This is a genomic window from Aquicoccus sp., assembly GCF_041686535.1.
GTDB lineage: Bacteria > Pseudomonadota > Alphaproteobacteria > Rhodobacterales > Rhodobacteraceae > Aquicoccus.
The window spans coordinates 1-10,854 of the sequence record NZ_JAWLDS010000099.1; the positions used below are offsets into that span (position 1 = coordinate 1).

Genomic DNA, 10,854 nt, shown 5'->3' on the forward strand with positions numbered 1-10,854 from the left:
GCCAGATAGGCCATCATGTCATTCTCGCCCAGAAAGGACCGCATCGCGCGCAGCATCTCGGCCGCAGCGCCGTTGCCCGAGCGCAGCACTTCGCCGAACGCCTCTTCCGCCGCCTCTGTCCAGTGCCATGTATCGTCGAACGCCTCGATCTGCGCCGCGCTCTCATTGCCCGAGGGGCCACGGAACAGCACGTTGTAGGAGGCGTTCGAGTTGAACGGCGGGTCGAGATAGACGAGGTCCACGCTCTCATCCGCGATGCTTTCGCGCAGCACGGCAAGGTTGTCGCCGTAATAAAGGTGATTGCCCATGGCCTGCGCCCCCTGTTGCCGTGTCCGCCCTTATCGGGCGTGAGTTTGGTTAAGATCCAGTTTAAGGGGCAAGGCTGCGCAATGGCAATGGCGGGCGAACCGCATCCCGCCCCGGATGTTAGCGCAACCCCCCGCACGTTAACGCTACCACCGTGCAAATCGGCGCGCGCCCCCCCTTTCGGCCCCGGTTGAACCCGCTTAAGACGGCTCCAAATCCACAGCCCAGGAAGGAGCCTTGTCCATGGCCATCAAAGTCGGGATCAACGGGTTCGGCCGCATCGGCCGCTGCACGCTCAGCCATATCGCCGCCTCGGGGCGCGACGATATCGAGGTGATCAAGATCAACGCCACCGGCCCGATCGAGACAGCGGCGCACCTGATCAGGTATGACAGCGTGCATGGCCGCTTCCCGGGCGAGGTGACGGTCGGCGAGGGCATGATGAACCTCGGCCGTGGCGACATGCAGGTCTTTTCGACATATGACCTCGATGCGCTGGACTGGTCGGGCTGTGACGTGGTGCTCGAATGCACGGGCAAGTTCAACGACGGCAAGAAGGCCGACGCGCATCTGCGCCGCGGCGCGGGCAAGGTGCTGCTCTCGGCCCCGGGCAAGAACGTGGACAAGACCGTCGTTTTCGGCGTCAACCACGATCAACTGACCGCCGACGACCGGATGATCTCGAACGGCTCCTGCACCACCAACTGTCTCGCCCCGGTCGCCAAGGTGCTGCACGACGCGGTCGGGATCGAGTCGGGCATCATGACCACGATCCACGCCTATACCGGCGACCAGCCGACGCATGACCGTCGCCACAAGGATCTCTACCGCGCCCGTGCCGCTGCGATGTCGATGATCCCGACCTCGACCGGCGCGGCCAAGGCACTGGGCGAGGTGCTGCCCGAACTGGCCGGGCGGCTCGACGGGTCGGCCATTCGCGTGCCCACCCCGAACGTGAGCGCGGTCGACCTGACCTTTACCGCCGCGCGCGACGTGACCGCTGCCGAGATCAACGCGATCATGCAGGAGGCGGCCGACGGCCCGATGAAGGGCGTGCTGGGCTATGAGTCCGCGCCGCTCGTGTCGGTGGATTTCAACCATACCGAGGAAAGCTCGATCTTCGCCCCGGCGCAGACGCGCGTTGTCGGTGACCGGCTCGTGCGCGTGCTGGCATGGTATGACAACGAATGGGCCTTTTCCTGCCGCATGGCCGATGTGGCCGTGGCGATGGGCCGTCTCTGACCGCGGCATCGCCGCGCTTGATCGGACCCGCGGCCTGGGGCATACCCGGCCCCAGAGCCGCCGGGCCGGCTTGGTTTCGCAAGGCACGCCATGACCAATCAGATCGCCATCGGGCTCGGCCTCGTCATCCTGGGATTACTGGGCCTTGACTGGTACATAACGGATGGCAGCGGTCTGCTCTTCCTGATCCGCAAGGGCGCCGGGATGATCGAATGGATGGCCTTCTGGCGCTGAGCCGCCGATCGTTCGCCGGAAGATCGTTACCGCCCCAGCTTGGCCAGCAGTTTCTCGTTCACCGCGGGGGGCACGAATTTCGACACGTCCCCGTTCAGCCGGGCGATTTCCTTGACCAGTTTCGAGGCGATCGCCTGGCGCCGTGCATCCGCCATCAGGAACACGGTCTCGACGCTGTCATCGAGCGCCCGGTTCATGCCGACCATCTGGAACTCGTATTCGAAATCGGCCACCGCGCGCAGCCCGCGCACGATCACCCGCGCGCCGACGTCATGTGCGCAATCGATCAGCAGGTTCTCGAACGGGTGCGCCACGATCTCGGTGCCCGTGTCCTTGGCCAGGCTCGCGCATTCCTCCTCGATCATCTCGACCCGCTCTTCGAGGTCGAAAAGCGGCCCCTTGTCACGGTTGATCGCCACCCCGATCACCAGCTTGTCCACCAATAGCGTCGCGCGCCGGATGATGTCGGTATGTCCATAGGTGATCGGGTCAAAGGTACCGGGGTAAAGGCCGATGCGCATGAGAGTCTCCCATTCTGCGGTTGCGCAATAATCTTTCGCGCCTTGCAGCATCGCGACAGGAATTGCAAGGCGGAACCCGACGCGCAGCCGAAACCGGCCCGGGGCTCAGTGCCCCATGATCATCCCTTCGAGCGCGTCTTTCTCCATCGAAAGCTCCTCGAGCCGTGCCTTGACCACGTCGCCGATGGTCACGATCCCGACCAGTTCCTCATCCTCGACCACGGGCATGTGGCGGAAACGGCCGTTGGTCATTCGCTGGAGCACCGAGTCCGCGGTTTCGCTCTTGGAGCAGCAGACCGGGTTGCGGGTCATCATCTGGTCAACCGTCTCGCTCAGGCAGACCGCGCCGCGCAGCGCGAGACTGCGCACGATGTCGCGCTCCGACAGGATGCCCTCGGCCCTGCGTCCATCGGTCGACACGATCACCCCGCCGATGCGCCGCTCGGCCAGGATCTGCGCCGCCTCGGCAACCGATGTGCCGGGCGCGACCGTGATCACCGAAGTGTCGCCCTTGGATTTCAGTATCTGATGCACCAGCATGGCTTGTTCCTCCGCTTGCGCGCGCAAATGCCGCCTATCGAGCGTTGCCGGGATACCGCTTTCTGTCAAGTCAGCCGTTCAAGCCGCGCCACTTCACGCCGCACCCCCTCGGTCAGGAGCGCGGCGAACCGGCTCAGTCGTTCGACCCGGCGATCATCCTCGTGCCGGATCAGGTAGAAGCTGCGCGTCAGGCTGAACTCGCGGGGCAGCAGCTTGCGCAGCCCCGGTGCAGCGGGCAGTGCAAAGTCGTGCACCACGCCCAGCCCGCCGCCCTGCCGGATCCAGTTGAACTGGACCGAAACCGAGTTCGAGGCCAGCGCCACGCGCTCGATGCCCAGCTCGCCCAGGTAATCCAGCTCAGCGTCGAAGATCATGTCGGGGATATAGCCGATCATCCGGTGCCCGCCGAGATCGTCAAGCCCGGTCACCGGCCCGTGGCGGCGCAGGTAGACCTCGGCCGCCGCCAGATGCAGCCGGTAATCGGTCAGTTTCGAGACCAGCAGCCGCCCGGCACTGGGCGGGCTGACCCCGATCGCCATGTCGGCTTCGCGCTTGCTGAGGTTGAAGACGCGCGGCAGAGCCACGATCTGCACCTCGAGATCGGGATTGTCCTCGACGATCGCGGCACAGACCTGCGGCAGCAGGAAATTGGCGGCCCCGTCCGGCGCGCCAAGGCGGATCTGGCCCGACAGGGCCCCGCCCCGCCCGGCCAGGTCGTCCATTGCCTCGCCCATCGCGGCCTCGGCGCGCGCCACGTGGGTCATGAGGCGTTGCCCCTCACCCGTCAGCGCATAGCCCTGCGGCGACTTGGTGAAGAGGACCACGCCCATGTCATGTTCGAGCCGCGCCACGCGCCGCCCGACCGTCGCCGCATCGAGCCGCAACCGCCGACCCGCCCGCGACAGGCTCTCGTCGCGCGCCACGGCCAGGAAGCAGCGCATGTCGTCCCATCTTGCCTGCACGGATGTTCTCCCTGGTTTCCCCTGCCCTGTCTTGCAATAATGCAAAATGGGCTTTGGGCAACTACCTCTTTTCACCGCAAATGCGCAAGGCTATCTTGGCGCGGAACGATACCCGAGGAGGATCCGATGCAAGAACTGACCCATTACATCAACGGCGAACATGTCAAGGGCACGTCCGGGCGCTTTGGCGATGTCTACAACCCCGCCACCGGCGAGGTGATCGCCAAGGCCCCGCTCGCCTCGACCGCCGAGGTCGAAAAGGCGGTCGAACTTGCCGCCGCCGCGCAACCGGCCTGGGCGGCGACCAACCCGCAACGCCGCGCGCGCGTGATGATGAAATTCGTCGACCTGCTCAACCGCGACATGGACAAGCTGGCCGAGGCGCTGTCGCGCGAGCATGGCAAGACCCTGCCCGACGCCGCCGGCGACGTGCAGCGCGGCCTCGAGGTCGTGGAATACTGCATCGGCGCGCCGCAACTGCTCAAGGGCGAGTATACCGACGGCGCCGGCCCCGGCATCGACATGTATTCCATGCGCCAGCCACTGGGTGTCTCGGCCGGGATCACGCCCTTCAACTTCCCCGCCATGATCCCGATGTGGATGTTCGCCCCCGCGCTGGCCTGCGGCAACGCCTTCATCCTCAAGCCCAGCGAGCGCGACCCCTCGGTGCCGCTCATGCTGGCCGAGCTGATGGAAGAGGCCGGCCTGCCCAAGGGCCTCTTGCAGGTCGTGAACGGCGACAAGGAGGCGGTTGACGCGATCCTGCACAATCCCACGGTCCAGTCGGTGGGCTTTGTCGGCTCGACCCCGATCGCCGAATACATCTATGGCACGGGCTGTGCCAACGGCAAGCGCGTGCAATGCTTCGGTGGCGCCAAGAACCACATGATCATCATGCCCGACGCCGACATGGACCAGGCCGCCGATGCGCTGGTGGGCGCAGGCTATGGCGCGGCGGGTGAACGCTGCATGGCGATCTCCGTTGCCGTTCCGGTGGGCGACGAAACCGCCGACCGCCTGATCGAGAAACTCGTGCCGCGCATCGAAAAGCTCAAGGTCGGCCCCTATACCGATGGCAACGATGTCGATTACGGCCCCGTCGTGACCGCCGCGGCCAAGGCCAATATCGAACGGCTGGTGCAATCCGGCATCGACCAGGGCGCGAAACTCGTCGTCGACGGGCGCGGCTTCTCGCTCCAGGGTTACGAGGACGGCTTTTTCGTCGGCCCGCATCTCTTTGACAACGTCACCCCCGACATGGACATCTACAAGACCGAGATCTTCGGCCCGGTCCTGTCGACCGTGCGCGCGGGCAGCTACGAAGAGGCGCTCAAGCTCGCGATGGATCACGAGATGGGCAACGGCACCGCGATCTTCACCCGCGACGGCGACGCCGCGCGCGATTTCGCCAGCCGGATCAATATCGGCATGGTCGGCATCAACGTGCCGATCCCCGTGCCGCTGGCCTATCACACCTTCGGCGGCTGGAAGAAATCGGTGTTTGGCGATCTCAACCAGCACGGCCCCGACGCCTTCAAGTTCTATACCCGCACCAAGACGGTGACGGCACGCTGGCCCTCGGGTCTCAAGGAAGGTGGCGAATTCCACTTCAAGGCGATGGACTGAACCAACCAGCTCAATGCATCGCGCGGGTTGCACCGCGCGATGCATGATCCTAGGCTTCTGTCATGCCATTGACCTTTCGTATCCTGCCCGACATGGCATTGGTTTACGTGTGTTACAGCGGGGCCATTTGCCCGCGCGACACGATGCGGGTCTTTAACGAATACATGTCGCACCCCGATTTCCGCCCCGGCCAGAAACAGCTTGTCGACCTGCGCCAAGTCATCAAGATCGCGTTCGACTATCCCGAGCTCGTCAAGATGCAGGCGAAGAAGGCCGAAGGGATCTACCTGCCCGGGGCGCCGACCCTCATGGCCTACCTGACCGGATCGGCCGACACGATGCGCGCCGCCCGGGCGATCCAACGCTCATGGGACGGCACGTCGGACGTGATCGCGCGCATCTTTACCGATGAAGCTGACGCGCTCGGGTTTCTCGGCCTGCCCCAGACCGAATTGCAAGCCCTACTGGTGCGCACGGCCTGACCCCTTCGCATGACGCAACGGGGCGTCGTGACCACATCTCCCGGATCCGCGCCATGACCTGCCACCCGTATGCAACAGGTGGTTCACTGGTTAAATTTTGTGGTTTTGAATTACATCCCCCTGAGTAGAGTTAACCGCATTAAAACCACTTTTACGCGAGACTCTCTTTATGCCCGTGACTTACGATATCGATGACATCGACCATCTCGTCACCGCGCGCTATGCGGGCGAGGTGACGCTCGATGAAATCGCCGCCATGTTCACCGCCTATATCAGGGACCCCCGTTTCGACATCGACCGTCCACATCTGGCCGACCTTTCCAGGGTCACCGGCACGGATATCGGATTCGAGGATACCTATGCCCTGTTTTCCATGTACATGCGCAACTATACCCGCCCGGGTCACCATTTGCGGATCGCGATCCATGCCCCCGAGCCGATCTCCTTCGGCATCGCGCGGATTTTCCAGAACCTGGCCGAAAGCTCCGATGCGATCGACGTGGAACTCTTCGACAGGCTCGATACCGCCCGCGACTGGGCGCTGATCCGCACGCCCACGGCCTCGACCCACGGCTGAGCTTGCACGGCATTCCCTTTCCTGCTCAAACTCGTTCGACACGCGCGTGCAGACGCAGCAGACGCAAGGGGGGCCGCCATGGCCAGCACCGAACCCGCTTTCAGCCTCGGCATCGAAGAGGAATACCTGCTCGTCGATCGCGACAGCCTCGATCTTGCAACCGCCCCCGAGGCCTTGATGGAGCGCTGCGCCGCCGCGCTCGAAGGCCAGTTCAGCCCCGAATTCCTCGACTGCCAGGTCGAGATCGGCACCAAGGTCTGCCGCGACATCGGCGAGGCGCGCGAGGACCTCAGACGCCTGCGCGCCACCGTCGCGCACGAGGCTGCGGCCTTCAACCTCGCGCCCATCGCCGCCTCGTGCCACCCGTTTTCGGACTGGCGCGACCAGCATCACACCCGCAAGGAACGCTATGACAGCCTGCGCGACGACCTCGCCGGAGTGGTGCGCCGCCTGCTGATCTGCGGCAACCACGTTCATGTCGGCATCGACGACCGCGACCGCCGGGTCGACACGATCAACCAGCTCAAGTATTTCCTGCCGCATCTGCTGGCGCTGAGTTGCTCCTCGCCCTTCTGGCAGGGCCAGGATACGGGGCTGAGCTGTTACCGCCTCACGGTCTTCGACAACCTGCCGCGCACCGGCCTGCCGCCCCGGCTCGAAGCCTGGGGGGAATTCGAACGCTCGGTTTCGGCCCTTGTCGAACTGGATCTGATCGAGGACGCCAGCAAGATCTGGTGGGATCTGCGCCCCTCGCACAGCTACCCGACCATCGAATCGCGCATCTGCGATGTTTCACCGCGCATGGAGACCGCCCTCACCCTCGCGGCATTGACCCAATCGCTCACCCGGATGCTCTGGCGGCTCAGCCAGAAGAACCAGCGATGGCGCATCTACGACAATTTCCTGATCGCCGAGAATCGCTGGCGCGCACAGCGTTACGGGGTCGACGAAGGGCTGATCGATTTCGGTGCCCACACGATCCAGCCCTTTTCGGAGGCAATCGACGACATTCTCGAACTCGTCGCCGAGGACGCCGGCATCCTTGGCTGCACCCGCGAGATCGAACATGCCCGCACCATCCTGCGCGACGGCACATCCGCCCACCGCCAGCGCGGGGTCTATCGCGAGGCATGCAATACCGGCCAGACCCACGACGATGCCCTGCGCGCCGTGGTGCGCCACCTGATCGAGGAGTATCATGCGGATCTCTGAAGGGCCGAATCCCGCGTCATGCGCGCGCGCCCCTTCAAGCCGTTGCAAAACTCGTGTAAGAATCCGGAATTAAACACTCGTTCAATTCCACCGAGGAGGAGCCGCATCATGGATTTCGCACTGAGCGAGGAACAGACCCTCATATTCGACATGGCCAAGGGGTTCGGCGAGGAGCACATCGCCCCCCACGCCCAGGACTGGGAAGCCCAGGGCACGATCCCCAGGGAGCTCTGGCCCAAATGCGCCGAACTGGGCTTCGGCGGGCTTTACGTCTCCGAGGATTACGGCGGCTCGGGCCTCTCGCGCCTCGATGCGGCGCTGGTGTTCGAGGCGCTTGCGATGTCCTGCCCCTCGGTGGGGTCGTTTCTGTCGATCCACAACATGTGCGGCGGCATGATCGACAAGTTCGGCTCCGAGGAAACCAAGCAGAAATGGCTTCCCGACCTGTGTTCGATGGAAAAGGTCTTTTCCTATTGCCTGACCGAACCCGGCTCCGGCTCCGACGCCGCCGCGCTGAAGACCCGCGCGGCGAAAACCAATGACGGCTACGTGCTCAACGGCACCAAGGCGTTCATCTCGGGCGGCTCCTATTCGGATGCCTATGTCACCATGGTGCGCACCGGCGAGGACGGACCCAAGGGCATATCGACCGTCGTGGTCGAGGATGGCACCGCGGGACTTTCCTTCGGCGCGCTGGAACGGAAGATGGGATGGCTCGCCCAGCCCACCGCGCAGGTGCAGTTCGACGATTGCAAGGTGCCGCTCGACAACCTGATCGGCGACGAGGGCCGCGGTTTCGCCTATGCCATGGCCGGGCTCGACGGCGGGCGGCTCAATATCGCCGCCTCGGCGCTGGGCGGGGCGCAAAAGGCGCTCGACCTCACGGTGGCCTACATGGCCGAGCGCAAGGCATTCGGCAAGCCGATCAACCAGTTCCAGGCCCTGCAATTCAAGCTCGCCGAGTTCGAGACTCGGCTGCAAGCCTCGCGCACCTTCCTGCGCCAGGCGGCATGGAAACTCGACAACGGCGCCCATGACGCGACCAAGTTCTGCGCCATGGCGAAGCTCATGGTCACCGACGCGGCCTTCGACGTAGCCAATGGCTGCCTGCAACTGCATGGCGGCTATGGCTATCTCGCCGATTACGGGATCGAAAAGATCGTGCGCGACCTGCGCGTCCACCAGATCCTCGAAGGCACCAACGAGATCATGCGCATGATCGTCTCGCGCCAGATGATCGCCGACGCGGCATGAGACGGATCACTCAACAGAGGGCAGCGCCCGGCCCGGGGTGGGCGCAAAAGCGCCCGCCCTTGGGGCGGGTCGGGCGCTGCCCGGCGTGCCGCCGGGCCGGCATTCAACGCAAAGCAATGGAAAAATGACCGACATCACCACCACCATCACCGGACGCGCCGGTCGCATCACCCTCCGGCGCCCCAAGGCACTCAACGCCGTCACCTATGAAATGGTCGAGGCGATCGACACCGCACTCAAGGACTGGCGCGACAATGATGACGTCGCCCTCGTCGTGATCGACGCCGAGGGCGAGAAAGCGTTCAGCGCGGGCGGCGACATCGCCGAGCTTTACGCCACCGGCAAGGCGGGCGATTACGATTTCGGTCGGACCTTCTGGCGCGACGAATACCGCATGAACGCCATGCTCGCGGAATACGACAAACCCATCGTCTCGTTCCTGCAGGGCTTCACCATGGGCGGCGGTATGGGCGTGGGCTGTCACGTCTCGCACCGGGTCGTGGGCGAGACAAGCCAGATCGCCATGCCCGAATGCGGCATCGGCCTCGTGCCCGACGTGGGCGGCTCGATGATCCTGGCCAATGCGCCGGGGCACCTGGGCGCTTACCTCGGCACCACCGGCGCGCGCATGGGGCCTGCCGACGCGATCCTCGCTGGCTTTGCCGATCTTTTCATCCCGCACGATCAATGGCCCGCCCTCATCGCCGAGCTCGAATCCACCGGCGAAACCACCTGCCTCGATCAGGCCAAGGCCACAGCGCCCCAAGGCAGGCTCGATGCGCTGCGCCCCGAGATCGACAGCCATTTCGCCGCCCCCGACCTGCCCGCGCTTCTCGCCGCGCTGGGCACGAGCGACTCCGAGTTCGCCGCCGAAACGCGCAAGTCCCTGTCGCGCGCCTCGCCGCTCTCGGTCGCCTGCACGCTCGAGATGATGCGCAGGCTCAAGGGCAACACCCACATCCGCGACGCGCTCGCCCTCGAATACCGCTTCACCTTCCGCGCGATGGAACATGGCGATTTCCTCGAAGGCATCCGCGCCGCGATCATCGACAAGGACCGCAAGCCGCGCTGGCAACACGACCCCGACCACTTGCCATCCAGTGCCGTCGCCGACATGCTCGCGCCGCTGGGCGAACACGAACTGACATTCTGAGGGAGGAAACCATGAAAATCGGATTCATCGGACTGGGCAACATGGGCGCGCCCATGGCCACGAACCTGGCCAAGGCGGGTCACGAGGTGACAGGCTTTGACACCGCGGAAGTCACGATCGAGGGCGTGACCATGGCCAACAGCGCCGCCGAGGCCGCAAGCGGGCAGGACGTGGTCATCACCATGCTGCCCAATGGCAAGATCCTGCGCAGCGTCGCCGACGAGATCATTCCCGCCATGGCCCCCGGCACAGGGTTCGTCGATTGCTCGACCGTCGATGTCGAAAGCGCCCGCGCCGTCGCCGAGAAGGCCGCCGCCGCGGGCCTGCTGCCGGTCGATGCGCCGGTTTCGGGCGGCGTGGGCGGTGCCGCGGGTGGCACGCTCACCTTCATGGCCGGCGGCAGCCCGGAGGCTTTCGCCAAGGCCGAACCCCTGTTCGAGATCATGGGCCAGAAGGCCGTGCATTGCGGCGATCCGGGGGCCGGGCAAGCCGCCAAGATCTGCAACAACATGATTCTCGGCGCGACCATGATCGTGACCTGCGAAGCCTTCGCGCTGGCCGACAAGCTCGGCCTCGACCGGCAGAAGATGTTCGACGTGGTCTCGACCTCCTCGGGCTACAGCTGGTCGATGAACGCCTATTGCCCGGCGCCCGGCATCGGCCCGCAAAGCCCGGCCGACAACGACTACAAGCCCGGCTTTGCGGCCGACCTCATGCTCAAGGATCTGCGCCTTTCGCAACAGGC

Annotated in this window: 12 protein-coding genes and 1 pseudogene; 9 read left to right on the forward strand and 4 right to left on the reverse strand. The window is 64.8% G+C overall.

Going from position 1 to position 10,854, the window contains the following annotated elements; translation table 11 throughout:
- Positions 1–308, reverse strand: a pseudogene (locus tag ACESL9_RS15115) (site-specific DNA-methyltransferase); the annotation flags it as partial.
- Between the two features lie 241 nt (positions 309–549).
- Between ACESL9_RS15115 and gap the strand changes: the two are divergent.
- Entirely contained in the window at positions 550–1,548 is a 999-nt protein-coding gene (gene gap, locus ACESL9_RS15120) for a type I glyceraldehyde-3-phosphate dehydrogenase (protein WP_372612195.1), read from the forward strand.
- Positions 1,549–1,638: 90 nt separating this feature from the next.
- Positions 1,639–1,782: a hypothetical protein gene (locus ACESL9_RS15125; protein WP_372612193.1), complete on the forward strand. Its 144-nt coding sequence runs from the start codon at positions 1,639–1,641 to the stop codon at positions 1,780–1,782.
- A gap of 26 nt (positions 1,783–1,808) precedes the next feature.
- Here the strand turns inward: ACESL9_RS15125 and coaD are convergent, their stop codons facing one another.
- From coaD to ACESL9_RS15140, 3 genes are all read right to left on the reverse strand, one after another.
- On the reverse strand, positions 1,809–2,303 hold the full coding sequence (gene coaD / locus ACESL9_RS15130) for a pantetheine-phosphate adenylyltransferase (RefSeq protein ID WP_372612191.1): 495 nt from the start codon (positions 2,301–2,303) through the stop codon (positions 1,809–1,811).
- Positions 2,304–2,408: 105 nt separating this feature from the next.
- Positions 2,409–2,843 (reverse strand): CBS domain-containing protein, encoded by a 435-nt coding sequence (locus tag ACESL9_RS15135; RefSeq protein WP_372612189.1) that lies wholly within the window; start codon positions 2,841–2,843, stop codon positions 2,409–2,411.
- A 65-nt stretch (positions 2,844–2,908) separates the two neighbouring features.
- Positions 2,909–3,784, reverse strand: a complete 876-nt coding sequence (locus ACESL9_RS15140) for a LysR family transcriptional regulator (protein ID WP_372612205.1) — start codon at positions 3,782–3,784, stop codon at positions 2,909–2,911.
- A gap of 147 nt (positions 3,785–3,931) precedes the next feature.
- Here ACESL9_RS15140 and ACESL9_RS15145 point away from each other — a divergent pair, with 147 nt between their 5' ends.
- From ACESL9_RS15145 to mmsB, 7 genes are all read left to right on the forward strand, one after another.
- Positions 3,932–5,431, forward strand: coding sequence for a CoA-acylating methylmalonate-semialdehyde dehydrogenase (locus tag ACESL9_RS15145; protein ID WP_372612187.1), 1,500 nt, complete (start codon positions 3,932–3,934; stop codon positions 5,429–5,431).
- Positions 5,432–5,493: 62 nt separating this feature from the next.
- Positions 5,494–5,913, forward strand: coding sequence for a hypothetical protein (locus tag ACESL9_RS15150; protein ID WP_372675101.1), 420 nt, complete (start codon positions 5,494–5,496; stop codon positions 5,911–5,913).
- A gap of 169 nt (positions 5,914–6,082) precedes the next feature.
- Positions 6,083–6,490 carry a hypothetical protein gene (locus tag ACESL9_RS15155; protein ID WP_372675102.1) on the forward strand — a complete coding sequence of 136 codons (408 nt, stop codon included), beginning with the start codon at positions 6,083–6,085 and terminating at the stop codon, positions 6,488–6,490.
- A 78-nt stretch (positions 6,491–6,568) separates the two neighbouring features.
- The gene (locus tag ACESL9_RS15160) at positions 6,569–7,702 is read left to right on the forward strand and encodes a carboxylate-amine ligase (protein WP_372612181.1); all 1,134 of its coding nucleotides are present in this window, start codon (positions 6,569–6,571) and stop codon (positions 7,700–7,702) included.
- A gap of 108 nt (positions 7,703–7,810) precedes the next feature.
- The gene (locus tag ACESL9_RS15165; protein WP_372612179.1) at positions 7,811–8,956 is read left to right on the forward strand and encodes an acyl-CoA dehydrogenase family protein; all 1,146 of its coding nucleotides are present in this window, start codon (positions 7,811–7,813) and stop codon (positions 8,954–8,956) included.
- A gap of 124 nt (positions 8,957–9,080) precedes the next feature.
- The gene (locus tag ACESL9_RS15170; protein ID WP_372612177.1) at positions 9,081–10,109 is read left to right on the forward strand and encodes an enoyl-CoA hydratase/isomerase family protein; all 1,029 of its coding nucleotides are present in this window, start codon (positions 9,081–9,083) and stop codon (positions 10,107–10,109) included.
- An 11-nt stretch (positions 10,110–10,120) separates the two neighbouring features.
- Positions 10,121–10,854, forward strand: a 734-nt coding sequence (mmsB, locus tag ACESL9_RS15175; RefSeq protein ID WP_372675103.1) for a 3-hydroxyisobutyrate dehydrogenase, incomplete at its 3' end; no start/stop codon positions are given.

What these genes read in the sequence shown, in the direction of transcription:
- coaD (WP_372612191.1), bottom strand. Translation starts at nt 2,303, where the DNA reads ATGCGCATCGGCCTTTACCCCGGTACCTTTGACCCGATCACCTATGGA.
- ACESL9_RS15135 (WP_372612189.1), bottom strand. Translation starts at nt 2,843, where the DNA reads ATGCTGGTGCATCAGATACTGAAATCCAAGGGCGACACTTCGGTGATC.
- ACESL9_RS15165 (WP_372612179.1), top strand. Translation starts at nt 7,811, where the DNA reads ATGGATTTCGCACTGAGCGAGGAACAGACCCTCATATTCGACATGGCC.
- ACESL9_RS15160 (WP_372612181.1), top strand. Translation starts at nt 6,569, where the DNA reads ATGGCCAGCACCGAACCCGCTTTCAGCCTCGGCATCGAAGAGGAATAC.
- ACESL9_RS15125 (WP_372612193.1), top strand. Translation starts at nt 1,639, where the DNA reads ATGACCAATCAGATCGCCATCGGGCTCGGCCTCGTCATCCTGGGATTA.
- ACESL9_RS15155 (WP_372675102.1), top strand. Translation starts at nt 6,083, where the DNA reads ATGCCCGTGACTTACGATATCGATGACATCGACCATCTCGTCACCGCG.
- ACESL9_RS15150 (WP_372675101.1), top strand. Translation starts at nt 5,494, where the DNA reads ATGCCATTGACCTTTCGTATCCTGCCCGACATGGCATTGGTTTACGTG.
- ACESL9_RS15170 (WP_372612177.1), top strand. Translation starts at nt 9,081, where the DNA reads ATGACCGACATCACCACCACCATCACCGGACGCGCCGGTCGCATCACC.
- ACESL9_RS15145 (WP_372612187.1), top strand. Translation starts at nt 3,932, where the DNA reads ATGCAAGAACTGACCCATTACATCAACGGCGAACATGTCAAGGGCACG.
- ACESL9_RS15140 (WP_372612205.1), bottom strand. Translation starts at nt 3,784, where the DNA reads ATGCGCTGCTTCCTGGCCGTGGCGCGCGACGAGAGCCTGTCGCGGGCG.
- gap (WP_372612195.1), top strand. Translation starts at nt 550, where the DNA reads ATGGCCATCAAAGTCGGGATCAACGGGTTCGGCCGCATCGGCCGCTGC.